We start from the raw sequence: 25,609 nt of genomic DNA on the forward strand, positions 1-25,609 counted from the left end.
GGGCCGCCGTGGCCCACGGAGTCGCAGGCCATTGGTCCCTAACACCGTGGGGCAAGGGCAGTCAGTCTGAGCGTGCCGGCTCACCGGTCCACGAGAAGGGAGAACACGATGAGCACGACAACGTCCAGCGCCCAACCGACCCACCACGGACATGCGGGGATGCCGACACCCGACGTCCGGGACCACCGGGCCTTCCGCTTCTTTGCCGGAGCCAGCCGGCTCGCCATCGGGTGGATCTTCCTCTGGGCCTTCCTCGACAAGCTGTTCGGCCTCGGCTTCGCGACGGGGCGGGACAGCAAGACCGGGGCGGTCGACCTGCTCGGCCCCGATGCCTGGGTCAACGGTGGGTCACCGACGCGCGGCTTCCTCACCTTCGGCACGAAGGGCCCCCTGGCGGACTTCTACCAGGGCTTCGCCGGCGCGGCGTGGGCCGACTGGCTCTTCATGATCGGTCTTGCCGGGATCGGTATCGCACTCCTGCTCGGTGTCGCCATGCGGATCGCCACCGTCTCGGGCGTCGTGCTGCTGCTCATGATGTGGAGCGCGGCGATCTGGCCGGAGAACAACCCGTTCATGGACGACCACCTGGTGTACGCGCTCGTCCTCATGCTGCTGCTGTTCGCCCGCGCCGGGCGCGACCTCGGCCTCGGACGCGCGTGGGAGCGGTTGGGCATCGTCCAGCGGTACCCCGTTCTCCAGTAGCTGGACACGGTGCCGCGGCCCGGGGTCGTCCGCCCGACTCGGCGCGAGCATGGACACATGCCGCGCGGACACGGGACGGACCTCGACATCCGGGCGGCGGCGGCCATGTCGACCGCCGACGTCGTGTCGGTCCTCGGCGTCGCGCCGCATCGCGGTCTCGACGCCGATGAGGTGACGTGGCGGCAGGGGACCTACGGTCCTAACGCCATTGCGACGCACCATGCGCGGTTCCTGCCCGTGCTGTGGCGCCAGCTGCGGTCGCCGCTGCTGGGTCTGCTGCTCGTGGCGGCCACGGCGTCCTTCTTCCTGGGCGAGCGCAGCGACGCCGTCATCATCGGCGTCATCGTGTTCGTGTCGGTGGGTCTCGGCTTCGCGAACGAGTACCGTGCCGAGCTGGCTGCAGCCGCGCTGCACGCGCAGGTGAGCCACGAGGCGGTGGTCCTGCGCGCCGGCACCGTCGGGCGTGTCGACGTGACAGCACTCGTGCCCGGCGACCTCGTCGAGCTGTCGCTCGGCGAGGTCGTCCCGGCCGACGTGCGACTGCTGTCGGTGGTACGGCTCGAGTGTGATGAGTCCGTGGTCACCGGTGAGTCCCAGGCGGTCGAGAAGGGCACCGACGCGGTGGCGCCCGACGCGGCCCTCGCCGACCTCACCGGGTGCGCACTGATGGGCACCGTCGTGCATGCGGGCGGCGCGCGCGGCGTGGTCGTCGCCACCGGTGCCCGCACCGAGCTCGGCACCATCGCGGCCGGGCTGGCGACCCACCAGGCCGACACCGAGTTCCAGGTAGGGCTGCGCCGGTTCTCGCTCCTGCTCGTGCGCGTCGCCGGCGTGCTGACCGCCTCGATCTTCGTCGCCAACGTCGCACTCGAGAAACCCTTGCTCGACGCCCTGCTCTTCTCGCTCGCCATCGCGGTCGGCATCACCCCGCAGCTGCTGCCGGCGGTGGTGTCGACAAGCCTCGCGGCGGGGTCACGACAGCTGGCCCGGCGCCACGTGCTCGTCAAGCGCCTCGTGTGCATCGAAGACCTCGGTGACGTCGACATCCTCTTCACCGACAAGACGGGCACTCTCACGGCCGGACGCGTCGACTATGCGCGGGCCGTCCCAGCCCGCGGTGAGCGTTCCGAGGGCGTCGTGCGCTGGGGGCTGCTCTGCTGTGGCTCCATCGCCGAGGGGCCTGCCGCGGGCGGCACCACCCCGCTCGACCGCGCCCTGTGGGAGTCCCCGGCCGCCGATGCGGTCCGGGCCTCGCTGCCCGGCTACGAGGTGCTCGGCGTCCTGCCGTTCGACCATGAGCGACGCATGGTGTCCACGCTCGTCCGCGCACCGGACGGCTCGGTGACGCTCGTCACGAAGGGCGCGCCAGAGACGGTCCTCGAGAGGTGCACCGACACCGACTCGCACGTCCGGGCCGCGCTCGAGGCCGAGTTCGCCGCGGGTCATCGCGTGGTCGCCGTCGCGACCCGATGCATGGACCAACCGCATCCGCCCCAGCCGGGCGACGAGCGGGGCCTGACGCTGAGTGGGCTGCTCGTGTTCCTCGACCCGCCGAAGCCCGATGCTCGGGCCGCCCTCGAGCGGCTCGCAGCCCTCGGGATCGACGTCAAGGTGGTGACCGGTGACAGCGCCGTCGTTGCCGCCAAGGTGTGCCATGACCTGGGCCTGACCGGCGACCGCGTCCTCACCGGCGCCGACGTCGACGCCCTCGACGACGCGGGACTCCTCGACGCAGTGGCGAGCACGACGGTGTTCGCGCGCGTCAGCCCGGAGCAGAAGGCGCGGATCGTCCGGGCCCACCACCACGGCAGCGGCGGCGTCGCCTTCCTCGGCGACGGCGTCAACGACGCCCTGGCACTTCACGCCGCCGACGTCGGCATCTCCGTCGACTCGGGCACCGACGTCGCCAAGGACGCGGCCGACGTCATCCTCCTCGAGAAGAGCCTCGACGTGCTTGCCGACGGTGTGACCGAGGGCCGGCGCATCTTCGCCAACACCCTCAAGTACGTCCTCATGGGTACGTCGAGCAACTTCGGCAACATGGCGTCGGCCGCCGCCGCGTCCGTGTTCCTGCCGTTCCTGCCGATGCTTCCGTCACAGATCCTGCTCGGGAACCTCCTCTACGACGTCGGACAGCTCGCGATCCCCACGGATCACGTCGACCCGGAGCAGCTGCGCCGGCCCTCGCACTGGGACATCGGCTCGATCCGCCGGTTCATGCTCCTGTTCGGGCCGATCAGCTCGGTGTTCGATCTGCTGACCTTCGCCATCATGCTGTGGGGCTTCCACGCTGGTCCCGGTCTGTTTCGTTCGGGCTGGTTCGTCGAGTCCCTGGCCACCCAGACCCTTGTCGTACTCGCCATCAGGACCCGCGTCGTCCCCTTCGTCCGGAGCCGGCCGAGTGCACCCCTGCTGCTGGCGGTCCTCGGCGTCGTGGTCACGGGGGCGGTCCTGCCCGCGACGCCCCTGGCACCGACACTCGGCTTCGCGCCACTGCCCGGCGGCTTCTTCGCCGCACTCGTCGCGATGGTCGGGGTCTACCTCGTTCTCGTCGAGGCGGCCAAGCGCTGGTGGACGCGGCCGGACGCGCCTCCGCACACCGGCGTCCCGGCCGACCTCAGCCGCCGCTTCGTGCGCCGCCGGGCGGCCCGGTTCAGCGCCGGGCCGGCTCCGCAGCCTTCGGGAGCCCCGGAACACCGACGACAGAAGGACCGCCCGGACCGCTCGGTCGGACCGTGAGGCCACCACCGCAGGGCCTCACGCGCGGTGAGGTGGCACGACGCATCTCGCGCGACGCGGTCAACCGGCTGGGGCGAGTGTGACCGCGTTTGACCTGACGGCCGCCTCGCACGGGGTTCAGCTCGCTCGCAGCTGGCCCAAGGTCACGAAACCGTATCCGGCGGAGCGGGCTTCGGTGATGATCCTGGCCAGCGCGTCGGCATCGAGGGTCGACCCGTCAGGAGCGGCGCCCAGGTGCATGAGCACGATGGCGCCCGGGGAGCGTGCGGCCGCGACCCTGTCGGCGATCTTTCCGACCGAGATTCCCGCGGCCCGACCCTTCCACCCCAGGGTGTCGACGGTCCAGCCGACCCCCACGTACCCCATCGCGTTGACGGTCGCCAGGCTGCGGCCGTCGTAGTCGCCGTACGGGAAGCGGAACAACGGTCTCGGGTCCTGGCCCGTGGCCTGCAGGATGGACGTTCGGGCGGAGGTGACCTGCCGCCGCAGCGCCGCGTCGCTCAGCTGCGGGGCGTGCGGGTGCGAGTACGTGTGGTTCCCCACGATCCCGTGCCTCGCCAGGGCCGCCGCAGCGGACGGGTACCGGTCAGCGAACTCTCCGGTCGGGAAGAACGTGGCCGGGACACGCTCGCGAGCCAGGGTGGCGATCACCGACTGGACGCCCTCTGCTCCCGACCCGCCGTCGAAGGTCAGCGCGACGACCTTGTGTGACGTCGGTAGGCGCGAAACCACGCGGCCCGTCACCACAGGCGCACTCGGGCGAGCGGTCGAGGACGGAGAAGCTCGACGTCGCGACGGGGAAGGTCGTGCTGGGCTTCGGTACCGGGACGCGGGTCGACGTCGAGGTCGTGCTCGGGAGTGTGGTCGCCGGGGCCGGGGTCGTCGCAGGGTGAGAAGCGGCCGTCTGCGATGCCGTGGAGGACGGAGTCCGCACGGGCGCCGATGCGGGTGCGGCACAAGCCCCGGCCACCGCCATGGCCAATGCAGGGAGCAGCGAGATGAGCACGTGGTGTCTCACACGCCAAGCCTGCGCCTCGCCGGTGCCGCAGGCAGAGCAGAAGGTCCTGCCCCGTGGTCAGGGTAGGTAGCGGCGCGCGCCCGCGAACTCGGTGGCGTATGGCTCAGTTGCGGTCGGGATGGTCTGGACGGTCTGCCCGGTCCCGGGTGCGTGCACCATCAGGCCGGAGCCGACGTAGACCGAGACATGGTGCACGCGGCCGGAGGCCGTCGCGTAGAAGAGCAGGTCGCCGGGCAAGGCCGCATCTGCGGGGATCCGCCGACCCCGCGCAGCCTGCGCGCCGGCGTCGCGGGGGATCACCAGACCGTGGACGCGGTACACCAGCGAGGCCAGCCCCGAGCAGTCGACGCCGAACCCGGAGCGGCCCGCCCACAGATAGGGCAGGCCGGTGAACGCCTGTGCAGACCGCGCGACCGAGACGCCGGCGACTCGCGACGCGGGGGCTGTGACGCCGTGCCGGACCACGACAGCCGGGTCGACGCGGCGCACCACACCGCCGGGAAGCCCCAGCCGCAGCCATCCACCGGACTGCCCCACGACCGGCAGGCGCGTCCCGTAGCTCACCTCGACCACCCTGCCGGCGGCCGCGGTGTCGTCCCGTAGCCAAGCGGTCCGCGCCACGACTGTGGCGAAGCTCCGTCGCCTGCCTCGGGGCCTCGGCACCGAGCTGTCGGATCGGCACCCAGCCCGGATATCCCCGCCCGTCCAGCGGCGTCGGCTGGTCGGGAACGACGACCTCGGCCCACGAGCCACTCACTGCCGTCACCAGCACCCGGTCACCCAGCAGAGCCTGCGTGTCCGCCCGGCCCTGGAGACCGCGCCGGTCGGCCAAGGACATGCCGCGCAGCCACCGGCGGATGTCGGCCGGTGAGCGCAGCGCCGGGTCGTCGACGGCGCGGGGTGAGGACGGCGTGCGCCAGAGCGTCGCCACAGAGACGGTGACCCATGCCGGACGTCCGGCGCGGGGCCGTGCCGGAGGCGTCGGACGAGGCGTCGACGGCGGCAGCGTGCCTGAGCTCTGGGTCGTCGGCCCAGGGGTGGGGCGGCCCGCCGTCGATGTGACCGAGGCAGGAGGTGTGACAGGGCCGGACGAGCTGGCAGACGACGTGGCGGACGGGGTGCCCGGCGCCGAGCCGGGCACAGCGACGGTGGACGGGGTCGACCCTGTCGGAGGCTCGGATGACCGGACGCACGCGGACAGGGCGAGCGCCGAGGCGATGGCGGCAACTGCTGCCGCGAGCTTCCGACTCACGAGGCCACCATGCTGCCGGTGCTGCACTCGCAACAGATCCAGAAGTCCTGCACGATGCACGGCGAGGTGCGTGCGCTCACACCGGTTCGACCGGCTGCCGCAGTATCGTGCGGAGCCGCTCGGGTGCACTGCGCCTGGGGTCACCCAGGTACACCTCGTGGTGCCGGCCGCGCGGGCGCATCCCCGCCGCCGCGATGGCGTCGTGGAGACGGCGCAGCGACGGCGCCTCGGCGGCATACGGGCCGACATGCAGCAGCTGGGCGCACCGGCCCTCCGCCCACGGACGCAGGGCCATCCGGTCCAGGGCGGCGAGGTCCTTCGAGCGCGCCTGTCTGGTGGCTTCCGCCACGACGGCGGCGTCGATGGGTTCCGGCTGCATGATCATGGCCTGCCAGCGCCACCGGTCCCGGTCGGTCTCGGCCATGGTGCCCTCGCCGCGCGTCACCGCCTCGACCAGCGCCTGCTGGTCGTCGCCGTCGCCGACCCACCACAGCGCCTCGAGGGGCATCACCCGGGGTGCCTCACCGAGCGCCTTCTTGACGAGAAAGTGCACGGCGTAGCTCACCGCGAAGAGCGCCTGCAGCGCCGCTGCGAACTCCGGCCCCTCGGGCGACCCGTGACCGGGAACCACGAGGAAGGCCATCTCGGGCACGTCCACGAACTCGACCGTGCCGCGCCGTGGCTTGTAGAGGCTGTCGAGCGACACGGTGCTGGTGGTCATGTGCTCAGCGTCGTCTGCGGTGTGTCAGCGGTCCTGAGGCAAAGGTCCCGTCCATGGACCGGCCTCGTGGGACCAAAGTCTCCCCCGTCGGCGGCCACAGCCGAGCAAGGTGTGAGACGAGGGGCGAAGGAGGCAGACCGTCATGACGACCGCGGCAGGGGGATCCCGGAGCACGAGCGGCTCCCATGAAGCCGACGTTGCTCTGCGCGGTGCCAGCTCCGAGTCGGCGCGCGTCCCGGTGCGGCGACCGCGGCTGGCCTACGCCGACAACCTCAAGGTCGCCCTGGTCGCCGGCGTCATCCTCGCGCACGTCTTCCTCGCATGGAACGGGCTCGAGGGCGCCTGGGTGCTGAGCGAACCGACCGTGCGCGAGCCGCTGTTGAGCGTCCTCCTCCTCGCAACCGTGGTCGGCGTGTCGTTCGGGATGCCGCTGTTCTTCATGGTCGCAGGACTGTTCACGCCAGGATCGCTGGAGCACAAGGGGATCCGCCGATACCTGCGCGACCGCACCATCCGGCTGCTGACGCCCAGTGTGGCCTTCGTGCTGCTCCTCACGCCACCCATCGAGTTCGTCGACTCGAGCAACGCCGGATACGGCGGCAGCTTCTGGGACTTCGTCCCCCACGCCTGGCGGCCGCTGCCGCCTGCTCCCGGCCCCACGTGGTTCCTCGGCGTCCTGCTGGTGTTCTCGGTCGCGTATGCCGCGGTGCGGCGACACCTCCCCGCACGCGAGGACGTGGCTGGCCGGCTGACCGGGCGGTACATGATCGGGACCGTCTTCCTCGTAGCGGCGACCTCCTACGTGCTGCGGATCTGGGTGCCGTTCGGCGAGGAGCGCTGGCACCTCGCGCTGGCGCAGGCACCCGGGTGGGTCGCGGGGTTCACGCTCGGCGCGGTTGCCGCTGAACGGGAGTGGTTCGAACGCCTCGACCCGGCGCTGGTGCGCCGGGTGCGCCATGCCGCCTGGCTGGCCATCGCCGGGTGCGCAGGTCTGGTCGCCGTCCTCACGACCGCCGGCGGCGACCCGGACGCGTACGGTGGCGGTGGGACCTGGCAGTCGCTGGTGTTCACGGTGGTCGAGGCCACGGTGCTCGTCACCGTCTCCGTGTGGGTGGTCGACGCGTTCAGGCGGCGAGCGCACGCTCACGGACCGCTGGCCCGGTGGCTCAGCCGAGCGGCATACGCGACCTTCCTCGTCCACCAGGGAGTCCTCGTCGTGCTGATCCTGGCCAGCCGGAACCTGGCCTGGCCCACCGAGGCCCGGTTCGTCCTCGTGGCGGTGACGGGAGTCGGCCTCTCGTTCCTGGTCGGCGGAGTGTTGCTGCGAGTGCCCGGCGTCGCCCGGTTCCTGTGACGCGCCCGCTGGACGCCGGCGCGGGCGGGAGCGGGCGGGACCAACTGCCCTGGCGACGGCCGGGTCTGCGACCGACCGTGGAGTGCACGTCCCCGTGAGGCTGGAGGAGCCATGACGCCCAGGAAGAGCGCCCGGGCCGGCATCGTGGTCGGCATCGACACGTCCCGCGAGAGCGGTCTCGCCCTGGCATGGGCGGCCCACGAGGCCGCCCGCCGGCAGGTGCCCCTGCATATCCTCCATGCATACTTCCCGGACCATCCCGATCCCGGCATCGGGGTGCCGGACGCCGCCCGGCCCACCGGTGCCCTGCACCTGTTGGCGTCACGAGCGGAGCGCGCCTGCGCCGATGCGGCCGCGACCGCCCACGCCCTGCACCCGGAAGCTCGAGATCACGACCAGGCGGCAGCCTGCGATGCCCGGCGCAGCGTTGGTGGAGACGTCACGCACCGCAGCCCTGGTGGTGGTGGGAGCACGCGGGCTCGGTGCCTTCGGGAGCCTCCTGCTCGGCTCGGTCTCCATCCACGTGGCCGCTCACGCGCACTGTCCGGTCGTCGTGGTCCGCGAGGCGGCCACCCGCACGGTGCCGGACACGAGAGTCATCCTCGGAGTCGACGGCCACGCGCACTCCATGGGTGCGGTCAGGTTCGCCTTCGAGCAGGCCGCGATGCACGGCAAGGGACTCACGGTCGTCCACACCTGGCAGCTCGACAGCATGGAGGGCGCAGTCGTTCCCACGCCGGGCGGCTCGAACCGGGACCGGTTGGACGAGCAGGGACGATCCCTCCTGGCCGAGTCCATCGCGGGGTTCCGCGAGGAGTTCCCCACCGTCGACGTACGCCGGCACGTGGTCGAGCGGAACCCCGTGGACGAGCTGGTGCGCCTGAGCCAGAACGCCCACCTGCTCGTGGTCGGGACGCGTGGGCGCGGGTCCATGGCGGGGCTGCTCGAGGGTTCTGTGTCTCAGGGCGTGCTGCGTAGGGCCCATTGCCCGGTAGCGGTTGTCCCTCCTCTGACCAAGGCTCCGTGGGAGGCCCGCGACCGTCCGCGCCCTCACCTCTCAGGCACCCTGCACCCCTGAGGGCACCGGATCCACTCCGAATGCGGCCCACGCCGGGGTGCCCGAGAGCGCCGGCGCATCGCATCAGACGTCACTCACTGAAAGGATGTCCACCCTGCCGGGTGGCGGGGCTTGGCGGTCAGGACCGGCCGGCATCGGGCTCCCGGACGAGTTCGAAGGCGCTCTCCTCCTCCTGGCTGTGGTGCTGTCCGCAAGCCGAAGCAGCTCGACGCCGTCGACGCCCGGGCGGGCCCCGGCGGCCTGCCCTGCGATGACGATGGACGCAAGCGTCGGCCGCCCTCTGGTCAACTGGGAGGCGGTCGCGGAACCAGCTCACACCTTGCTCACCACATGCGTGGAGAGTGCCCGCTCAGACGGCCCCGGCGACCATGATGGAGATCCCGTCGGCCCAGACGGTGGCCTCGTCAACCCGCCAGCAAGGAACCGAACAGCTCGCCGTACCGGATCAGGTGGCGGTCGCTGAGGAAGTCGCTGGATACCCGTTCGTGCGCGGCGTCTCCGATCCGCGTCCGTCGCTCCGGGTTCCCGAAGAGGTCCGAGGCGAGGGCGGTGAACCGGTCCAGGTCGCTGGGGTCGGCGAGCAGTACGCCGCTGACGTCGTCCTCGATCTGGTCAGAGATGCCGCCGACAGCCGAGGCGACGACCGGACGCTTCTTCCACATCGGCTCGGTGACCGTCAGCCCGAAGCCCTCCGCCAGGCTCTTCTGCACGACCACGGTCGCGTACCGCTGGAGCGCGTTGACCAGGTGCGCGTTCTCGTCGACGTCGTCCATGGGAAGGCAGCACAGGTGGACGCGCGCACGTCGCGACCGTGGAAGTGCGCCGCGCAGGTGCTGGCAGTCCCTGAGCACCTGTTCGCTCTCGGGGTCGTCACTCACTCCACCCATCGCAGGCCCCGCGAGCAGCAGGTGCACGTTGTCAGGAAAGCGGTCCAGATAGTCGCTGAAGCCGGTGAGCACGCCGCCCATGTCCTTCAGCCGGTCCCACCGGCTGACCTGCAGCATCACCTGCACGTCGGGCGGCAACCGCCGGTCCTCGCCCAGCAACAGCCCGTGGTGCGCGCGGACCGCATCCCCGGAGCGGTCGCGACGGGCGAACGCGAGGCTGCCATCGGCGGTCGGCTGGTCCACCAGGCCCGCACGATGCAGCACCGACCGGATGCTGTCAGCCGTCATCTCGGCGTTCTTGGCGCTGAGCGGGTCGAGCGACGGCGGGATCACCCAGGCACGTTCCGGCGGCACCCACGGTGGCGCGTGCTCCTTGCGTGAGAAGACACAGACGTCGGCCGCCTCGACGAACGGGCGGAGCAGCTCCCAGCCTCGTTCCGTGTGCTCATTCGCCTGCTCGGTTCCGATGTGACAGCGCCAGATGACGTGCACACCCAGCTCGTGCAGCGCACGGGCCAGGCCGACGGTCTGCGGGTCGTGCAACAGCACGATGTCGCCGGGGCGGACTCGCTCGTGCCACCCCTCGAGGTTGCGGGCCAGCACCTGCCGGTAGTGGTCCAGGTCGGTCGCGCCGAGCCCGCCGCCATCCCCCGGGGTCCCGTGGAGCAGGTTGTGCAGCCGCTTGGTCAGGGTGAAGAAGCGGTCGTCGCCCGTGAGCACCAGCCAGCGCGTGTCGACCCCGGCGCCTCTGCCGTAGCCCACCAGCGTCTGCAGCATCTCGGCCACGCCACCGCCCCGCGCGGTCGAGCTGATGTTCCATACCGTGCGGCACGCCAATGACACTCTGGCCGCCTCGGCTGCAGCCTCCAGAAGGGCGAGGCGCTCCGCCGAGAGGACGTGGGCGAGCCGACCCAGGGACAAGGCACGTACAGCCACCTCGCGCATAGGTCATCATCTCCCACTGCGCTCCGCCCGGGGCACACCCGCACCGGCGTGCTCGAGGCCACCGACCCGGACCTGCCGGGGACGCCCGGCGTCTCTCCCGCCAGAAGGAGGCGCGGACTGGCCGGATGCCCTGCCTCGGGTTCCGGGGTGACCGGGTCGACACCGATGGCGGGACCTTCATCCCTGACCGTTCGCCGGCCTTGGCAACGACACTGAGATACGCCCGGGACCGAGGGACGACCGCTCGTCGCTCGTCGCTTGGAAGGAAGCGCGTCCATGCTGGTGCGCGAAATCATGACTACGCCGGCAGTCCACATCGGCGAGAAGACGTCACCGCAGGCGGCTGTCCGGTTGATGGCGCGCGCTCACGTGACGAGCCTGCCGGTCGTGGACGCAGAGGGCCGGGTCGTCGGGATCGTCAGTGAGGCCGACATCCTGCGCCGCTCCATCCAGCCCGATCCCCGGGGGCACCTGCGCCCCACGCGCCGGGCCGGTGAGGCCCTTCCGGAGACCGTCGAGTCCCTGATGACCCGTGAACCGTACGTCACGCGGGCCGAGGAGGACGTCGCGGATGTGGTTGCCGTGTTGGCTGCCCATGGCTGGAAGAGCGTTCCGGTCGTGACAGGGCATCGTTTGGTCGGGATGCTGAGCCGCAGTGACGTCATCCGCTGCCTGTCCCGGCCCGACGACGAGATCGCTCACGACGTGACCCGGGTCTTTGCCCGATACGGCTCACCGAGGTGGCAGATCTCCGTGCGCGAGGGCATCGTCACCGTCAGTGCCACCAAGGGTGAGAACGAGCGTGCCTTGGCTGATGCGCTCGCCGCCGAGATCACCGGTGTCCGCGCCGTGTGCCACGACCCGCTGCCGTCCGCCGCAGAGACGTGAGCCGACACCGCGCGAGCGGCGGGCCGGCCGTTGACATCAGGGACCTTGGTCCGCACCCGGGCGCTCAACCCACGCGCACGGTTGGGGTACACGGACCCCGCCCCGGGTCGCTCCCAGCACTCCAGCTCTCCGAACGGCTCCCCAGGCAGCACTCCAGCACGGGTCCGAGACCGAAGGAGGAACGCCATGCGACTACAACACGACACCAAGCCCGCCCTGGAGGCACCCGTGCGGGCCGGTCCCAGCCCGTCGGCCGGAAGGCAGGTGGCCCGGTTCGTGGTCCACGTGCTGCAGATGTGCGCCGTGATGTGTGTCAGCCTCGCCCTGCTGGGCCTGCTCGTGGCCGGGCTTGCCGCCGTGGTCGGGTTCTCCGATCCGCGTCAGAGCGCCCCGGTCCCGTCGGCCCTCGTGGTCACCCTGACCTTGGCAGGGGCCATGGTGGCGTGGATGCGGTTCATGGCCATGGGGTGGCAGCCGACCCTGGAGATGGCCGAATCGACCGTCCTTGCCGGGGCGCTGATGATCACCGGCTACGCCGTGGGCATCGTTCCCGCAGCCGCGGTCACGTCGGGAGTGTGCGGTCTGGCGTGTGCGCTCATGATCGCCGACATGCTCGTCCGCTTCCGGCTCTACGCGTCGCACCCGGCGCGCCACGCCCACCCCACGTGAGAGGCGGCCCGAAGACGACGGAGACGACGGAGGTGGGGGCTCGCGGGAGGCCTTCGAGCCGTTGCCCTCGCCCGTCTGCAGAGGGAGTCTGGTGTCAGACCAGGTTCTCGGCATGAGGGAGGCGGTTCATGAGAGTCGTCCGGTCGACGGTCGAGATCGACCGTCCGGTGCACGAGGTCTTCGCCTACGTCACGGATCCCGCTCACTTCCCCGAGTGGCAGGACGATGTCGTGCGCGTCGAGGGCGGCACCGGCACGTCGGTCGGGTCGCGGTTCACCACGACGCGTCGGGCCGGTGCCCGGCAGTTCTCGTTGACGCAGGAGGTCACGGCCAGCGAGCCGCCGACGCTGTGGGCCGTCCGGGGCGTCGACGGGCCGGTCCGACCGCACGCCGCCATCACGATCGAGCCTCTCGCCGACGACACGAGGTCCCGCCTGACTGCGGTGATGGACCTCGAGGGCCACGGCATCGGCAGGGTCGTCGTCCCGTTGTTCGTGCGCCGTCGGGCCGCCCGGCAGGCGCCGGTCAGCTACCGACGGCTCAAGGAACGGCTCGAGCGCCGGTAGGAGACGCTCCACAGCGCGCACGAGCGAGATGGCGCAGCAGGGCCCCGCCGGCCCCGTTTCGACACATTCCGGACACGTTCGTGTATCACCCGGACACCACCGCCCACCGAGGCAACGATGGATGGCGGAGGAGGCGCACGGCGATGAGGTCACCGACATGAGCACGACACAGGGCAGCGCAGGACCGGGCGCGGACGAGACGGACTGGCCGGATGGCTTCGACCGGGACCTCGACCGCGGCGACCAGGGCGAGGCGGTCGTCGAGCCGGACCTGCCGTGGACCGACGAGCCGGACGCCCCCCGCGACGGTGGCGAGGGTGGCGCCGGTGGCGATGGTGGCGATGGTGGCGCCGGTGGTGGCATCGACCGCGGCCTGGTCGTCCTCCGCGGTCCGAAGGCCAGCGTCGGGAAGGCGCGGGCGTTCACGACCTACCTCCCCTCCGGGATGTGCTGCAACTTCGTGTGGAACTGCATCGCCGCGCCCCACAGCTTCGGCCTGCCCGACGCAAACGCCGCGTGGAACCGCTCGACGCGACGTCGCGGCGGCACCGACGCCCCGGCGGGCGCGCCGGTGTACTGGGCCGGCGGCAAGCACGGTCACATCGCGCTGTCGGTCGGGGGCGGCCGGGTCCGGTCCACCGACTGGCCGCGGAAGGGGCAGGTCGGCGAGGTCGACATCACCGAGATGACCCGCGTGTGGCGCCTGACCTACCGCGGCTGGTCGAGCGACTTCGCCGGGGTCGCGATCCCGGGCCTCGGTCAGAGCCCGACCATCACCACCGAAGGGCGCATCGACGACGAGGCGATCCGACCGGGCAGGCGCAACGCCGCGGTCCGGGCGTTCAACAAGGCCCTGTGGGACTCGATGCCGGCGGACTACCGCGCCGCCCACCGGGCGGCCTGGATGGGCGAGGACGCCGACCTCTACGGGCCGGTGTCCCAGCAGGTCTGCTTCGACCGCTACGCCCTGCTCAACGCCAAGGACCCGAAGCGGTGGCCGCTGCCGACCAAGCCGGTCTGGCCGGGGCCGGGGCTGCTGCGCTGGCTCAAGCTCACGCCCGACTGAGCGCGGCGACCCGGCGGCAGCCGATCACCAGGTCGGTCAGAGGTAGAGGCCGGTCTGGCCGTCCTCGACGCGCTGGGCCGCCACCGCGTGGATGTCGCGCTCCCGCAGCAGGACGTAGTCCTCGCCGTGCAGCTCCACCTCGGCGCGCTCCTCCGGGTCGAACAGGACGCGGTCGCCGAGCTGCACCTGCCGCACGCTCGCGCCCGTGGCGACGACGCGCGCCCAGGCGAGGCGCCGGCCGACGGACGCCGTGGCGGGGATGAGGATGCCGCCGCCGGAGCGCCGCTCCCCCTCGTTCTCGAGAGACACGAGGACGCGGTCGTGCAGCATCCGGATCGGCAGCTTCTCGTCGGACGCCGCCGAGGACCTCTTGGCCACGAGAGGGATCCGCGGCTCAGCGGCGGCGACGGCGCAGCAGCCCGACGACGACCACGGCGACGACGACCGCTGCCGCCACGGCGGCGACGCGCTCGACCCGCAGCTCACCGTCGGGGGTGTGCGTCGCCTCGTCGAGGCGCAGCCTGAGGCCCTGCATGGACCGTTGGGCGATGACCTGCGGCTGTGCGCGGTACGCGAGCTCGTTGACCGTGCCCTCGAGGCGGGCGCGGGTGGCCTGGATATCCTGCTCGATCCGTGCGGTGTCGCTCATGCCTGGGTCCTTTCCCGTTTCGGCCCGACTCTAGTCGGCGAGGCCGAGGTCACGACGCAGCTTGGCGACGTGCCCGGTGGCCTTGACGTTGTAGAGGGCGTGGCTCAGCGTGCCGTCGGCGTCGACGACGAAGGTCGAGCGGATGACGCCCTCGACGGTCTTGCCGTAGAGCTTCTTCTCCCCGTAGGCACCGTACGCACGGTGGACGGACAGGTCGGGGTCGGACAGCAGCGGGATCGTCAGGTGGTCGCGCTGACGAAACGCGGCGAGCTTGGCGGGTGCGTCCTTGGAGATGCCGACGACCTCGTAGCCGTCCGCGCGCAGCGACTCGATGGACTCGCTGAAGTCGCAGGCCTGCTTGGTGCAGCCGGGCGTCATCGCGGCCGGGTAGAAGTACACGATGACCTTGCGGCCGGCGAAGTCGTCGAGGCCGACCGTGGCCCCGGTGTCGTCGGGGAGGCTGAACGCAGGGGCCTTGGCGCCGGGCTCGAGGCGGTCGGTCATGGTGTCTCCTTCGTCGGGGCGCGTCGGGGTCCGGGGCAACGGTGCGGACGGCGGGACTTGAACCCGCACGCCGAAGCACAGGAACCTAAATCCTGCGTGTCTGCCAGTTCCACCACGTCCGCTCGTGATCCGCGGCCCAGCCTAGTTGCCTAGGCTGCGGGCATGCGCGAGCAGGTCGTCAGGCGGGTCGGTACCGGAACGGCGTGGGAGACCTCGGTCGGCTACTCCCGGGCGGTGCGCGTCGGTGACCTCGTCCACGTCGCCGGCACGACGGCGGTCCGCGACGGTGCGGTCGTCGGGGTCGGTGACGCCTACGAGCAGACGCGGGTCGCGTTGCAGATCGTCGGCGAGGCGCTCGCGGAGTGCGGCGCCGGTTTCGCCGATGTGGTGCGAACTCGCTTGTACGTCACGGACATCGGCCGTTGGGAGGAGGTCGGGCGCGCGCACGGCGAGGTGTTCGCCGAGGTCCGGCCGGCCGCGTCGATGGTCCAGGTGGCGGCACTCATCGACCCCGACCTGCTCGTCGAGGTCGAGGTGGACGCCGTCGTGACCGGCGAGGAGAGCCGTCCGGAGGGCCGTCCGGAGCGCACGGAGCGGGCGGAGGCGCCGAGCGTCACTCGACCCGGACGTTGACGACGTGGATGCCGGTCGCTCCGTCGGGCGCCGGCGGCGCCTCGTACGGCGACTGGACCTCTCCCCTCGCGTCGTAGGCCCGCACCCGCAGGTCGTGGCTGCCCGGCGTGGCGTTCCACTCGTACACCCACTGACGCCACGTGTCGATGCTCGCGTCGGCGGCGAGACGGGCCTCGGCCCACGGCTGGTCGTCCACCTGGACCTCGACCTTGGAGATGCCGGTGTGCTGGTGCCAGGCGACACCCGCCACGGCGACGGTACCCGCCTTGACGACGGCGCCGGCCTTCGGCACGTCGATGCGTGAGGCCGTCTTGATCGGTCCCATGGCCGACCACCCGCGCGGCGTCCAGTAGGCGACGTCCTGGGCGTAGGTGGTCACCTTGAGCTCGGTGACCCACTTCGTCGCCGACACGTAGCCGTAGAGTCCGGGCACGACGACGCGCACCGGGAAGCCGTGCTCGAACGGCAGCGGCTCACCGTTCATGCGCACCGCGAGGAGCGCGTTGCGGTCGTCGGTGAGCGCACCGAGCGGGGTGGAGACGGTGAAGCCGTCGACACTCGTCTGCAGCACCATGTCGGCGCCCGCCTTCGGCCCGGCCATCCTCAGCAGCTCCCGGACGGGCCAGCCGGTCCAGACGGCATTCCCGATGAGGTCCCCGCCCACCTCGTTCGAGACACACGTCAAGGTGATCAGCGCCTCCTGCATCTGCTTGCCCTGCAACGTCTTCCAGTCGATCTCCACCTCCCGGTCGACCATGCCGGTGACCCTGAGCCTCCAGGTCTCGGCGTCGACGCGCGGCACGACGATGGCGGTGTCGATGCGGTAGAAGTCCTCGTTCGGCACGATGTACGGGGTCAGACCGGGCACCCTGAGGTCCGCGCCCGCGGGCACCGTCACCTTCGCGGCGCGGGCGGGCTCCGCCGCGACCGCCTGACGGGATGCGGTCGCGGCCGACGAGCTGCCGCCGAGGACGCCACCGACCCAGGCCGCGGCACCGCCGACGACGCCGCCGAGCACCCAGCGGCGCGCGGGGCCCACCGCTGGCGACGGCGTCCCCGCCAGGGCGGCCGACCGGCGCAGGAACCACAGCCCGACGAGCGTGCCGACCAGCGTCGGCAGCGCGTCGAGCGGGGCGGCACCGGGGCGCGTCAGGACAGCCGCCACACCCACGGCTCCGAGGACCGCGAAGGCCACGAGCGCCGGCATCGGCCGTCTCTGCACGAGGATGCCGAGCGCGGCCGACACGAGGGCGAGCACGACGACGACCCCGACGAGCAGGGCTCGCTTGTCGTTGGTCCCGAACGTGGACACCGCGAAGTCCTTGAGCCACGGCGGGGTCCGGTCGATGAACGCCCCGCTCACCGCGGCGACGGGGGCCGGCTGCCCGGAAGACGCGCCGACGCCGGTCATCACCGCGGCGAGCAGCGTGCCCGTCCCGACGGTGAGCAGCCCGGCCACCACCCCGTCCGCGGCGCCCACCCACGCGGGTGTCCGCGTCGTCGGCGTTCCGGGGACGGTCGGGGCCGGGCTGGTCGTCGTCATGGCCTCAGGAGCTCCTTCAGGTGGGGCACGAGCGCCCGGAACGCGAGCGCGCGGTGCGACACGTCGTTCTTCTCGTCGGTGCCGTACTCCGCCAGTGTGCGTTCAGAACCGGCCGGCTGTCCGGAGGGCACGAAGATCGGGTCGTAGCCGAACCCGTTCGTGCCCCGGGCCTCGCGGGCCACGGTGCCCGGGAAGTGCCCGAGCTCGGCGGCCGACCGGCCGTCGGGGAGCACGAGCGCCGCGGCGCAGACGAAGGCAGCACCGCGGTGCTCGTCGCGGACGTCGCCGAGCTGGCGCAGCAGCAGCTCGAGGTTGGCGAGATCTCCCCGGCCCCCGGACCAGCGGGCGCTGAAGATGCCCGGCGAGCCGCCGAGGACGTCGACGGCCAGGCCCGAGTCGTCGGCGAGCGCGGGCAGGCCGGTGGCGTTCGCCGCGGACGCCGCCTTGAGGACGGCGTTCTGCTCGAAGGTCACGCCGTCCTCGACGACGTCGGGCGCGTGCGGGAAGTCGTCGAGCCCGACGATGTCGAGCCCGAGCTCGGTGCAGACGTCGGCGAGGATCTCGCGCAGCTCCTCGACCTTGTGGTGGTTGCGGGTGGCGAGGACGACCATGGTCACCGGACCACCTCCTCGGCGAGCGCCGCGCGCTGCCGTTCGGTGAGGTCGGCACACCCCTTGGCCGCGAGCTCGAGCAGGCCGTCGAGGAGGGCGCGGTCGAAGGGCTCCCCCTCGGCGGTGCCCTGGACCTCGACGTAGCGCCCGTCGCCGGTCATGACGACGTTCATGTCGGTCTCGGCCGTCGAGTCCTCGGGGTAGTCGAGGTCGAGGACGGGCTGCCCGCCGACGACGCCGACCGAGATCGCGGCGACCGAGCCGGTCAGCGGCTGCGCGTTGCGGCCGATGAGGCCCTTGCCGCGGGCGTCCTCGATGGCGTCGGCGAGCGCGACGAAGGCGCCGGTGATGGCGGCGGTGCGGGTGCCGCCGTCGGCCTGGAGGACGTCGCAGTCGAGGACGATGGTGTTCTCGCCGAGGGCCTTGGTGTCGATGACGGCGCGCAGGCTGCGGCCGATGAGGCGGCTGATCTCGTGGGTGCGACCGCCGATGCGGCCCTTGACGCTCTCACGGTCCGAGCGGGTGTTCGTCGCCCGCGGAAGCATCGCGTACTCGGCCGTCACCCAGCCGGTCCCCTTGCCCTTGAGCCAGCGCGGCACGCCCTCGGTGAACGAGGCGGCGCACAGCACCCGGGTGCGGCCGAACTCGACGAGGACGCTGCCCTCGGCGTGGTCGAGCCAGTTGCGGGTGATCCGCACCTCGCGCGTCTGGTCGGGAGCACGGCCGTCATGTCGGTCAGTCATGCTCCCGAGGCTAACCATGCCCGGCCGGGACCCGGCGCGGGCATCCGGCGCCCGGACCCGCCGCGTCGACCGCTCGACCTCGGCGCAGCCTCAGACCCGGTACGTCGCGTCCGGCCGGGCCAGCTCGACCTCCCCGGGCCAGACCTGCGCCGCCTGGGCGCGGCACACCTCGGGGTCGTTCCAGGCGGGGATGTGCGTCAGCATGAGCCGACCCACGCCGCCGGCCGCGACGGCCGCCTCGGCGGCGCGGCGTCCGGACAGGTGGATGCCCGGCGTGGTGTCGCGGCCGTCGACGAACGCCGAGTCGGCGAGCACGAGGTCGGCGCCGGCCATGAGGTCGGACAGCTGCGGGCACGCGTCGGTGTCGCCCGTGTAGACGAGGGTGCGCCCACCCGCCTCGACGCGGAAGCCGTACGCCTCGACGGGGTGCTCGACGCGCACCGGCGTGACGGTGAAGGGCCCGACGGTGAAGGTGTGCCGGTCGCACAGGTCGTGGAAGTCGAAGGCGGACAGCAGTGCGTCGGACTCCCCGCTGCCGTAGGCGCGAGCCAGATGGGAACCGGTGCCGGCGGGCCCCCACGCGGGGAGCGGGCCGCGACCGGTGCCGCCGGGCACGTAGCGGGTCATGACGTAGAGGCCGCACATGTCGATGCAGTGGTCGACGTGCAGGTGGGACAGGAGCACGGCGTCGACCTGGTGCGGCACGACGTGGCGCTGGAGGGCGCCGAGCGCCCCGCTGCCAAGGTCGAGGACGATGCTCCACGTCCGCCCTTCGTGCGCGGTCCGCACGAGGTAGGACGACGCGGGCGAGTCGGGGCCGGCGAAGGACCCCGAGCACCCCACGATCGTCACGTCCACGGCCCGAGCCTAGGTGCCGGGACCGACGCGGTCCCGTTCGCGCGCGGCCGGTGTGTCGGACGCCACGCCGGCGGGCTCAGTGACCGGGACGGCGCGGCCGCCCGTGACCGTCCGCGTCGTCGTAGTCGTCGTCGGTGTCGTCCTCGATGTCGTCGTCTGTGTCGTCGTCTGAGTCGTCGTCGTCGGCGTCGACGTCGACGTCGGTGTCGAGGACCTCGAGGCCGCGGCCCATGAGCGCCTGGGTCAGCGTCTCCTGCAGCCAGGTGAGGAAGTCGTACCAGGCCATCGCGTAGCCCAGCGGGTCGTCGTCGGCCATCGACTCGAGCGCGTCGTAGAGCGCGTCGGCATCCTGTTCCGTGCGCATGCCCATGCGCTCGCCGAGCAGCAGCCGGACGTCGGTGAGGGCGACGAGGAAGGCCGGTGCCTCGTCGCGCGCGAGCTCGACCCGGTCGTCTCGGGCGGCCTCGAGCCGGCGCACGGCGAGGTCGAGGTTGCCGCTCTTGCGCTGGCGCAGCCCCTCCTCGGTGAGCCGGCGGAACTCGGCCGCCACGGCGTCGTCACCGCGGTGCGCGGTGGGCAGGAGGCGCTCGAGGGCGGGGTCGCGCGCCTCGTCGTCGTCACCGCCCGCACCCGTGCCCCCGGGCGAGCCGGACCCGCCCGACGCGTCGTTCCCCAGCGACAGGCCCATCGAGGCGACGAGGTCGTCGAAGGCGTCGCCCGTCGGCTCGACCTCCGGCGAGAGCAGGACGCGGGTCTGCTCCATGAGCCCGCGCAGGATGGTCCGCTCGAGGTCGTCGAGGAGGGCGACGTACCGGTCGTCCTCGAGCAGGAAGGCGCGCGCCATCACTCGTCCTTCTCGAAGGTGGCCCAGAGGCCGTACCCCTGGAGTGCCTCGGCGTCGCGCTCCATGGTCTCGCGGGGACCGTTCGACACGACGGCGCGCCCCTTGACGTGGACGTCCATCATGAGCTTCTCGGCGCGCGCCCGGGGGTAGCCGAAGTAGGTCTCGAAGACCCACGTCACGTAGGTCATGAGGTTGACCGGGTCGTTCCACACGATCGTCACCCACGGCAGGTCGGGGGCGACGACCTCGTCGACGGAGGTGGTCTCCTCCTCGACCGGGGCGAGGGACAGGCTCGGCGTCACGGGACCACCCTAGGTCCACCGGAGGGCCCGCCGCGGGCAGGCCGCGGGCAGGCCGCAGGTCCACGAACCGTCCCCGAGCGCGCCGCGCCTAGGCTGAGGCTCGTGAGCCCGACGAGCCCCCGCGCCGCGAGCACGGCGCTGCTGACCGACCACTACGAGCTGACGATGCTCCAGGCGGCGCTCGCCTCGGGCGAGGCGCACCGGCGCTGCGTGTTCGAGGCCTTCGCGCGCCGGCTGCCGGACGGACGGCGATACGGCGTCGTCGGCGGCACCGGCCGCTTCCTCGAGGCCCTCGAGCGGTTCCGGTTCGACGAGGCCGAGCTGGGCTTCCTCGAGGGCACGGGTGTCGTGGACCGGCCGACGCTCGACTGGCTCGCCGGCTACCGGTTCTCCGGCGACGTCAGCGGCTATCCCGAGGGCGAGTGCTACTTCCCGGGGTCGCCGGTGCTCGTCGTCGAGTCGACGTTCGCCGAGGGCGTCCTCCTCGAGACTCTCGTCCTGTCGATCCTCAACCACGACACCGCGATCGCGTCGGCGGCCTCGCGCATGACGGCAGCCGCCGGCGACCGGCCGTGCATCGAGATGGGGTCGCGCCGCACCCACGAGGAGGCCGCCGTCGCGGCAGCGCGGGCGGCCTACGTCGCCGGCTTCGCGGCGACGAGCAACCTCGAGGCCGGGCGTCGCTTCGGGGTTCCGACGACGGGCACGGCCGCTCACGCGTTTACCCTGCTGTACGACTCGGAGACGGAGGCCTTCACGGCGCAGGTCGACTCGCTCGGCAAGGGGACGACGCTGCTCGTCGACACCTATGACGTGCGCGCTGCCGTCGACCTCGCGATGCAGATCGCCGGGCCCGAGCTCGGCGCCGTGCGCCTCGACTCGGGCGACCTGCTCATCCAGGCGCAGGAGGTGCGGGCCCAGCTCGACGCCGCCGGCAACCGGGACACGCGCATCATCGTCACGAGCGACCTCGACGAGTACGCCATCGCGGCGCTCGCCGCGGGACCGGTCAGCGGCTACGGGGTCGGCACGGCCCTCGTCACCGGCTCGGGGGCCCCGACCGCGTCGATGGTCTACAAGCTCGTCCAGCGCGAGGACGCCGCCGGCACGATGCGACCGGTCGCGAAGAAGAGCAAGGACAAGCTGTCGGTCGGCGGGCGCAAGTGGGCGATGCGGCGGCGCGACGACTCGGGTGTCGCGCAGGCGGAGGTCATCGGCATCGGCGAGCGGCCGGTCGACGACGGCGACGACCGGCCGCTGATGGTCGAGCTCGTCCGCGATGGCGTCGTCGTCGACCACCAGGACATCCACGAGGCCCGGGCCCGCCACGAGGCGTCGCGCGCCGAGCTGCCCCGGGCCGCCGCCCAGCTGTCACGCGGCGAGCCCGTCATCCCCACGATCTACGAGGAGCACTGAGCGATGGCCGGACCCACGACTCCGGAGGGCGCCCGCGCCCTCGTCATCGTCGACGTGCAGAACGACTTCTGCGAGGGCGGGTCGCTCGCCGTGGCCGGCGGATCGGCCGTCGCCGAGGGCGTCAGCGACCACGTGAGCGGCCACGCCCGTGAGTACGCGCACGTCGTGGCCACTGCCGACTGGCACATCGACCCGGGCGCCCACTTCAGCGACCACCCGGACTACGTCGACACCTGGCCCGCGCACTGCGTCGCCGACTCCGAGGGCTCCGCCTTCCACCCCGCCCTGGCGGGGGCCCTCGGGCACGTTGAGGCCGTCTTCCGCAAGGGCCGGTACGAGGCCGCCTACAGCGGGTTCGAGGGCGTCAGCGACGACCCCGAGCGCACCGACCTCGCCTCGTGGCTGCGCGAGCGGGGCGTCACGCGAGTCGACGTCGTCGGCATCGCGACGGACCACTGCGTGCGCGCCACGGCGCTCGACGCGCGTGAGGCGGGTTTCGACACGACGGTGCTGCTCGACCTCACCGCCGGCGTCGCCCGGACCACGACCGAGGCCGCCGTCGCGCAGCTCGACGCCGCCGGCGTGCACCTCGTCGGGACCCCCACCATCGCCGGCTAGCGGCGAAGGCGGGCCGCCGTCAGGTGAGGACGGCGCGCAAGGCCCGGGCGGCTCGTTCCAGCCGGGGACCGACCGTGCGCAGCTCGAGCGGCTCGAGGGCGACGACGCCGACCGACGCCTCGACGGCGTCGGGGTCGCTCGTCGGCACCGGGACCGCGAGCCCGTGCGCGCCCGCCTGCAGCTCTCCGTCGGTCTGGACGACCTCGGAGCGACCGGCACGTCCGGCGAGGATGGCGCGCCCGGCCGCCCCTTGGTCGAGGCGGTGCCGGGAGCCGGACCGGTAGGCGACGTGGAAGTCGGTCCACGTCGGCTCCACGACGACGAGCGCGAGCGCCTCGTCGCCGTCGGCGATCGTCAGGTGTGCGGTCGCGCCGACCGCGTCCGCGAGCTCACGCAGCACCGGCCGGGCCTCCGCCCGGACGATCGGCGTCACCGCGGCGCCGAGACGGGTCAGCCCGAGGGCGAGGCGCACCCGGCCGTCGGCGACCCGGGAGACCAGGCGGTGCGCCTCGAGCGTCGCCACGAGCCGGTAGACGACGGGCCTGCCGACACCGAGCTCACCGGCGAGCTGGGTGATCGTCAAACCGGCCGCGCGCCCGGGCACCGCGAGGACCTCGAGCACGCGGATGCCGCGGTCGAGGGTCTGGGAGGACTCGCTGCGTCCCCCGGGGTCGGCCACGACGCGTCCGCCTGCCTCAGCCCTCGGAGTGGACACCACGGCCCGGCTGGGTGCCCGATGCCGCGCCGCCGGCGTCCTGGACCGCATGGGCGGCACGCTCCAGGCCCCGCGACCACGACATCGCGTACCGGCCGTCGTCGACGGCCCGCCCGCCCTCGCCCAGCTCGAGCGGTCGGAACGTGTCGACCATGACGGCGAGCTCGTCGAAGCGCTCGACGCCGAGCGAGCCCTCCGTCGCTCCCGGCTGCGGGCCGTGGGCGTGGCCGCCGGGATGCACCGAGATGGAGCCCCTGCCGATGCCCGAGCCCTTGCGCGCCTCGTAGTCGCCGTCGACGTAGAACATGATCTCGTCGCTGTCGACGTTGGAGTGGTAGTACGGCACGGGGACGGCGAGGGGGTGGTAGTCCACCTTGCGGGGCACGAAGTTGCAGATGACGAAGTTCCACCCCTCGAAGACCTGGTGCACGGGCGGCGGCTGGTGGATGCGTCCGGTGATCGGCTCGAAGTCGCGCACGTTGAAGACGTACGGGTAGAGGCAGCCGTCCCAGCCGACGACGTCGAGCGGGTGGAAGGGCAGCGTGTGGATCGTGCCGACGACGCCACCCGGCCCGGTGCCGCGGTGCTTGATGTACACCTCGGTCTCCTCGTCCGGGTCGGCCCCGACGTCCTCGGCGAGCAGCAGGCCCGCGGGCTGGCGCAGGTCGCGTTCGCAGTAGGGCGCGTGCTCGAGCAGCTGGCCGTACCGGGACAGGTAGCGCTTCGGCGGGGAGATGTGGCTGTTGGCCTCGATGCAGTAGGCGCGCAGCGGTTCGGCGGCATCGGTGACCGGGAGCCATCGGTGGGTCGTGGCCCGCGGGATGATGACGTAGTCCCCCTCTGCCACGTCGAAGGCGCCGAAGACGGTCTCGACGCGGGCGGCGCCGCGCTCGACGTAGACGCACTCGTCGCCGATGCCGTTGCGGTACCACGGGCTCGCCTGTGCGGCGACGGCGTACGAGATGCGCACGTCGCCGTTGCCGAGGACGAGGCGCCGGCCGGTGACGACGTCCGTGCGGGCCACTGCGTCGGCGTCGAAGAGGTCGTGCAGCCTGAGGTGGCGTGGTGTCAGCGGGTGGTTGGGGGTCGTGGACTGGTCCGGGAGGTCCCAGACCCGGGCGGCGACCGTGGTCGAGGGGATGTTGCGGTGGTAGAGCAGCGACGAGTCGGAGGAGAAGCCCTCCTCCCCATCAGCTCCTCGTAATACAGCTCGCCCGGTTGCCCGTCGGCACCGGCGCGACGGTGCTGGGTGTGCCGCTTCGGGGGGATGTCGCCGACCGCGTGGTAGTGCGCCATGGAACCGCTGACCTCTCTGTCGTGCACTGGGGGTGAGGACCCCAGCACGTCCGCTCACCGGACGTTGGTGTATCGCTACAGCAACAGTGGAGTACGCTCCCGACCATGTCAAGGACGCCGTTCGCGCCCCTGTTCGACCGCCTCGTCGACGACGCCGCGGTCTTCCCGCCCGGCAACGCGGCCCTCGAGGTCGCCGTGCGCGAGCACCTCGACCGGCGCGCCACCGGACCGGGGGTGCACGTCGGTCCCCTCCTCGTTCCGGCGGCGTCGGCGCGCCGGCTCGCGGCCCTCGCTGCGGCGGACGACCGCACCACCCGCGACCCCCTCGCCGTCAGCCTCGTCGTGCGACCCTCCGAACCGCTCGAGGCGCTCACCGAGGCGGTCGCCCTGCTCCGCGACGACGCCCGGGTGCTCGTCGTGGCCGGTGAGGTGGGGTGGACCGAGTCGTGGCGCGAGCTGCTGGCCCTCGGGGTGCCGCTCGTCGTCGAGGTCAGCGTCGGTGGCGCGCAGGAGCGCGCGCTCGACGAGGTGGCGGCCGCCGTCGACGAGGACCACGACGTCCGTGCGAAGTTCCGCACCGGGCCGACGCCCACGTGGCCCTGGCCCGACGAGGACCGACTCGGCGGCTTCCTCGACGCCGTCGTCCTGCGCGGGCTCTCGTTCAAGCTGACCGGGGGCCTGCACCACGCCGTCCGGGGCCGGTACGCAGACGAGCCGATGCACGGGCTGCTCAACGTCCTGCTCGCGGTGCACGAGGCCCTCGACGGGGCCGAGGCACCGCACCTGGCAGCGACCCTCGCGCGCACCGACACCGAGGTCATCGCCGGCGCCGTCGCGTCGCTCGACGAGGCCGCGTCCACGCGGGTCCGCCGAGCCTTCACGTCCTACGGCTGCTGCGGCGTCCTCGACCCCCTGCGCGAGCTCGACGCCCTCGGCCTGCTGCGCTGAGCCCGGCGAACTCGCCTGAACTCCACTGAACTGCCCTGACCACT

The 25,609-nt window shown here is 72.3% G+C and carries 26 protein-coding genes, 1 tRNA gene and 2 pseudogenes; 13 read left to right on the plus strand and 16 right to left on the minus strand.

Features of this window, described 5'->3' with window-relative positions:
- Positions 1-108: 108 nt before the first annotated feature.
- Positions 109-702, plus strand: a complete 594-nt coding sequence (locus tag AC1VM9_RS20515; protein WP_483123870.1) for a hypothetical protein — start codon at positions 109-111, stop codon at positions 700-702.
- 57 nt (positions 703-759) lie between these two features.
- Positions 760-3,441, plus strand: coding sequence for a magnesium-translocating P-type ATPase (mgtA, locus tag AC1VM9_RS20520; RefSeq protein WP_481345502.1), 2,682 nt, complete (start codon positions 760-762; stop codon positions 3,439-3,441).
- Between the two features lie 117 nt (positions 3,442-3,558).
- Here mgtA and AC1VM9_RS20525 read toward each other — a convergent pair whose 3' ends face one another.
- The 3 genes from AC1VM9_RS20525 to AC1VM9_RS20535 form a co-directional block, all read right to left on the minus strand.
- Entirely contained in the window at positions 3,559-4,173 is a 615-nt protein-coding gene (locus AC1VM9_RS20525) for a polysaccharide deacetylase family protein (protein WP_481345501.1), read from the minus strand.
- A gap of 343 nt (positions 4,174-4,516) precedes the next feature.
- Positions 4,517-5,212, minus strand: coding sequence for a C40 family peptidase (locus AC1VM9_RS20530; RefSeq protein ID WP_483123871.1), 696 nt, complete (start codon positions 5,210-5,212; stop codon positions 4,517-4,519).
- Between the two features lie 575 nt (positions 5,213-5,787).
- Entirely contained in the window at positions 5,788-6,432 is a 645-nt protein-coding gene (locus AC1VM9_RS20535; protein WP_481342195.1) for a GyrI-like domain-containing protein, read from the minus strand.
- 142 nt (positions 6,433-6,574) lie between these two features.
- Here AC1VM9_RS20535 and AC1VM9_RS20540 point away from each other — a divergent pair, with 142 nt between their 5' ends.
- The 3 genes and pseudogenes from AC1VM9_RS20540 to AC1VM9_RS20550 all read left to right on the plus strand — a co-directional run bounded on the left by AC1VM9_RS20540 (position 6,575) and on the right by AC1VM9_RS20550 (position 8,864).
- Positions 6,575-7,786 (plus strand): acyltransferase family protein, encoded by a 1,212-nt coding sequence (locus AC1VM9_RS20540; protein WP_481345500.1) that lies wholly within the window; start codon positions 6,575-6,577, stop codon positions 7,784-7,786.
- 111 nt (positions 7,787-7,897) lie between these two features.
- Positions 7,898-8,131 (plus strand): annotated as a pseudogene (locus AC1VM9_RS20545) (universal stress protein); the annotation flags it as partial.
- Between the two features lies 1 nt (position 8,132).
- On the plus strand, positions 8,133-8,864 hold the full coding sequence (locus AC1VM9_RS20550) for a universal stress protein (RefSeq protein ID WP_483123873.1): 732 nt from the start codon (positions 8,133-8,135) through the stop codon (positions 8,862-8,864).
- 404 nt (positions 8,865-9,268) lie between these two features.
- On the opposite strand, the gene AC1VM9_RS20555 is transcribed toward AC1VM9_RS20550, so the two are convergent.
- A complete protein-coding gene (locus tag AC1VM9_RS20555) occupies positions 9,269-10,696 on the minus strand; it encodes a glycosyltransferase (protein WP_481345498.1) in 1,428 nt (475 codons plus the stop codon).
- Positions 10,697-10,972: 276 nt separating this feature from the next.
- Here AC1VM9_RS20555 and AC1VM9_RS20560 point away from each other — a divergent pair, with 276 nt between their 5' ends.
- From AC1VM9_RS20560 to AC1VM9_RS20575, 4 genes are all read left to right on the plus strand, one after another.
- Positions 10,973-11,584, plus strand: coding sequence for a CBS domain-containing protein (locus AC1VM9_RS20560; RefSeq protein WP_481345497.1), 612 nt, complete (start codon positions 10,973-10,975; stop codon positions 11,582-11,584).
- A gap of 186 nt (positions 11,585-11,770) precedes the next feature.
- On the plus strand, positions 11,771-12,253 hold the full coding sequence (locus tag AC1VM9_RS20565) for a hypothetical protein (protein WP_481345496.1): 483 nt from the start codon (positions 11,771-11,773) through the stop codon (positions 12,251-12,253).
- Positions 12,254-12,381: 128 nt separating this feature from the next.
- Complete coding sequence (locus tag AC1VM9_RS20570) at positions 12,382-12,819, plus strand: SRPBCC family protein (RefSeq protein ID WP_481345495.1); 438 nt, start codon at positions 12,382-12,384, stop codon at positions 12,817-12,819.
- Positions 12,820-12,976: 157 nt separating this feature from the next.
- Positions 12,977-13,885, plus strand: a complete 909-nt coding sequence (locus tag AC1VM9_RS20575) for a hypothetical protein (RefSeq protein ID WP_481345494.1) — start codon at positions 12,977-12,979, stop codon at positions 13,883-13,885.
- Positions 13,886-13,921: 36 nt separating this feature from the next.
- Here AC1VM9_RS20575 and AC1VM9_RS20580 read toward each other — a convergent pair whose 3' ends face one another.
- The 4 genes from AC1VM9_RS20580 to AC1VM9_RS20595 form a co-directional block, all read right to left on the minus strand.
- A complete protein-coding gene (locus AC1VM9_RS20580; RefSeq protein ID WP_481342206.1) occupies positions 13,922-14,215 on the minus strand; it encodes a GroES family chaperonin in 294 nt (97 codons plus the stop codon).
- Between the two features lie 64 nt (positions 14,216-14,279).
- Complete coding sequence (locus AC1VM9_RS20585) at positions 14,280-14,534, minus strand: DUF3618 domain-containing protein (RefSeq protein WP_481345493.1); 255 nt, start codon at positions 14,532-14,534, stop codon at positions 14,280-14,282.
- Positions 14,535-14,564: 30 nt separating this feature from the next.
- Positions 14,565-15,038, minus strand: a complete 474-nt coding sequence (bcp, locus tag AC1VM9_RS20590) for a thioredoxin-dependent thiol peroxidase (protein ID WP_481345492.1) — start codon at positions 15,036-15,038, stop codon at positions 14,565-14,567.
- 42 nt (positions 15,039-15,080) lie between these two features.
- Positions 15,081-15,160, minus strand: a tRNA-Leu gene (locus AC1VM9_RS20595).
- 40 nt (positions 15,161-15,200) lie between these two features.
- On the opposite strand from AC1VM9_RS20595, the gene AC1VM9_RS20600 reads away from it, so the two are divergent.
- Positions 15,201-15,671, plus strand: a complete 471-nt coding sequence (locus AC1VM9_RS20600; protein WP_481342657.1) for a RidA family protein — start codon at positions 15,201-15,203, stop codon at positions 15,669-15,671.
- Here AC1VM9_RS20600 and AC1VM9_RS20605 read toward each other — a convergent pair.
- The 6 genes from AC1VM9_RS20605 to clpS all read right to left on the minus strand — a co-directional run bounded on the left by AC1VM9_RS20605 (position 15,652) and on the right by clpS (position 20,572).
- Positions 15,652-17,214, minus strand: coding sequence for a molybdopterin-dependent oxidoreductase (locus AC1VM9_RS20605; protein ID WP_481345491.1), 1,563 nt, complete (start codon positions 17,212-17,214; stop codon positions 15,652-15,654). The genes AC1VM9_RS20600 and AC1VM9_RS20605 overlap by 20 nt on opposite strands.
- A complete protein-coding gene (gene rdgB / locus AC1VM9_RS20610; protein ID WP_481342659.1) occupies positions 17,211-17,831 on the minus strand; it encodes an RdgB/HAM1 family non-canonical purine NTP pyrophosphatase in 621 nt (206 codons plus the stop codon). Before rdgB ends, AC1VM9_RS20605 begins: the two co-directional genes overlap by 4 nt.
- Entirely contained in the window at positions 17,828-18,568 is a 741-nt protein-coding gene (gene rph / locus AC1VM9_RS20615) for a ribonuclease PH (protein ID WP_481345490.1), read from the minus strand. The genes rdgB and rph overlap by 4 nt, the downstream gene beginning before the upstream one ends.
- A gap of 90 nt (positions 18,569-18,658) precedes the next feature.
- Positions 18,659-19,426, minus strand: coding sequence for an MBL fold metallo-hydrolase (locus AC1VM9_RS20620; RefSeq protein WP_481345489.1), 768 nt, complete (start codon positions 19,424-19,426; stop codon positions 18,659-18,661).
- Positions 19,427-19,502: 76 nt separating this feature from the next.
- Positions 19,503-20,270 carry a DUF2017 domain-containing protein gene (locus tag AC1VM9_RS20625; RefSeq protein WP_481345488.1) on the minus strand — a complete coding sequence of 256 codons (768 nt, stop codon included), beginning with the start codon at positions 20,268-20,270 and terminating at the stop codon, positions 19,503-19,505.
- The gene (gene clpS / locus AC1VM9_RS20630) at positions 20,270-20,572 is read right to left on the minus strand and encodes an ATP-dependent Clp protease adapter ClpS (protein ID WP_481342663.1); all 303 of its coding nucleotides are present in this window, start codon (positions 20,570-20,572) and stop codon (positions 20,270-20,272) included. Before clpS ends, AC1VM9_RS20625 begins: the two co-directional genes overlap by 1 nt.
- A gap of 102 nt (positions 20,573-20,674) precedes the next feature.
- On the opposite strand from clpS, the gene AC1VM9_RS20635 reads away from it, so the two are divergent.
- Together AC1VM9_RS20635 and AC1VM9_RS20640 are read left to right on the plus strand one after the other, a co-directional pair.
- Positions 20,675-21,988, plus strand: coding sequence for a nicotinate phosphoribosyltransferase (locus tag AC1VM9_RS20635; RefSeq protein WP_481345487.1), 1,314 nt, complete (start codon positions 20,675-20,677; stop codon positions 21,986-21,988).
- 3 nt (positions 21,989-21,991) lie between these two features.
- Positions 21,992-22,606 carry an isochorismatase family protein gene (locus tag AC1VM9_RS20640; RefSeq protein WP_481345486.1) on the plus strand — a complete coding sequence of 205 codons (615 nt, stop codon included), beginning with the start codon at positions 21,992-21,994 and terminating at the stop codon, positions 22,604-22,606.
- 19 nt (positions 22,607-22,625) lie between these two features.
- Here the strand turns inward: AC1VM9_RS20640 and AC1VM9_RS20645 are convergent, their stop codons facing one another.
- Complete coding sequence (locus AC1VM9_RS20645; RefSeq protein WP_481345485.1) at positions 22,626-23,285, minus strand: IclR family transcriptional regulator; 660 nt, start codon at positions 23,283-23,285, stop codon at positions 22,626-22,628.
- Positions 23,286-23,301: 16 nt separating this feature from the next.
- Positions 23,302-24,617 (minus strand): annotated as a pseudogene (locus AC1VM9_RS20650) (homogentisate 1,2-dioxygenase domain-containing protein).
- 105 nt (positions 24,618-24,722) lie between these two features.
- On the opposite strand from AC1VM9_RS20650, the gene AC1VM9_RS20655 reads away from it, so the two are divergent.
- Positions 24,723-25,565 carry a hypothetical protein gene (locus AC1VM9_RS20655; protein ID WP_481345483.1) on the plus strand — a complete coding sequence of 281 codons (843 nt, stop codon included), beginning with the start codon at positions 24,723-24,725 and terminating at the stop codon, positions 25,563-25,565.
- Positions 25,566-25,609: the final 44 nt, after the last annotated feature.

Source organism: Monashia sp. HAY1-11D, from assembly GCF_056868035.1.

What these genes read in the sequence shown, in the direction of transcription:
- AC1VM9_RS20515 (WP_483123870.1), top strand. Translation starts at nt 109, where the DNA reads ATGAGCACGACAACGTCCAGCGCCCAACCGACCCACCACGGACATGCG.
- mgtA (WP_481345502.1), top strand. Translation starts at nt 760, where the DNA reads ATGCCGCGCGGACACGGGACGGACCTCGACATCCGGGCGGCGGCGGCC.
- AC1VM9_RS20535 (WP_481342195.1), bottom strand. Translation starts at nt 6,432, where the DNA reads ATGACCACCAGCACCGTGTCGCTCGACAGCCTCTACAAGCCACGGCGC.
- AC1VM9_RS20540 (WP_481345500.1), top strand. Translation starts at nt 6,575, where the DNA reads ATGACGACCGCGGCAGGGGGATCCCGGAGCACGAGCGGCTCCCATGAA.
- AC1VM9_RS20550 (WP_483123873.1), top strand. Translation starts at nt 8,133, where the DNA reads ATGCGGCCGCGACCGCCCACGCCCTGCACCCGGAAGCTCGAGATCACG.
- AC1VM9_RS20555 (WP_481345498.1), bottom strand. Translation starts at nt 10,696, where the DNA reads ATGCGCGAGGTGGCTGTACGTGCCTTGTCCCTGGGTCGGCTCGCCCAC.
- AC1VM9_RS20560 (WP_481345497.1), top strand. Translation starts at nt 10,973, where the DNA reads ATGCTGGTGCGCGAAATCATGACTACGCCGGCAGTCCACATCGGCGAG.
- AC1VM9_RS20565 (WP_481345496.1), top strand. Translation starts at nt 11,771, where the DNA reads ATGCGACTACAACACGACACCAAGCCCGCCCTGGAGGCACCCGTGCGG.
- AC1VM9_RS20570 (WP_481345495.1), top strand. Translation starts at nt 12,382, where the DNA reads ATGAGAGTCGTCCGGTCGACGGTCGAGATCGACCGTCCGGTGCACGAG.
- AC1VM9_RS20575 (WP_481345494.1), top strand. Translation starts at nt 12,977, where the DNA reads ATGAGCACGACACAGGGCAGCGCAGGACCGGGCGCGGACGAGACGGAC.
- AC1VM9_RS20580 (WP_481342206.1), bottom strand. Translation starts at nt 14,215, where the DNA reads ATGCTGCACGACCGCGTCCTCGTGTCTCTCGAGAACGAGGGGGAGCGG.
- AC1VM9_RS20585 (WP_481345493.1), bottom strand. Translation starts at nt 14,534, where the DNA reads ATGAGCGACACCGCACGGATCGAGCAGGATATCCAGGCCACCCGCGCC.
- bcp (WP_481345492.1), bottom strand. Translation starts at nt 15,038, where the DNA reads ATGACCGACCGCCTCGAGCCCGGCGCCAAGGCCCCTGCGTTCAGCCTC.
- AC1VM9_RS20600 (WP_481342657.1), top strand. Translation starts at nt 15,201, where the DNA reads ATGCGCGAGCAGGTCGTCAGGCGGGTCGGTACCGGAACGGCGTGGGAG.
- AC1VM9_RS20605 (WP_481345491.1), bottom strand. Translation starts at nt 17,214, where the DNA reads ATGACGACGACCAGCCCGGCCCCGACCGTCCCCGGAACGCCGACGACG.
- rph (WP_481345490.1), bottom strand. Translation starts at nt 18,568, where the DNA reads ATGACTGACCGACATGACGGCCGTGCTCCCGACCAGACGCGCGAGGTG.
- AC1VM9_RS20625 (WP_481345488.1), bottom strand. Translation starts at nt 20,270, where the DNA reads ATGGCGCGCGCCTTCCTGCTCGAGGACGACCGGTACGTCGCCCTCCTC.
- AC1VM9_RS20640 (WP_481345486.1), top strand. Translation starts at nt 21,992, where the DNA reads ATGGCCGGACCCACGACTCCGGAGGGCGCCCGCGCCCTCGTCATCGTC.
- AC1VM9_RS20655 (WP_481345483.1), top strand. Translation starts at nt 24,723, where the DNA reads ATGTCAAGGACGCCGTTCGCGCCCCTGTTCGACCGCCTCGTCGACGAC.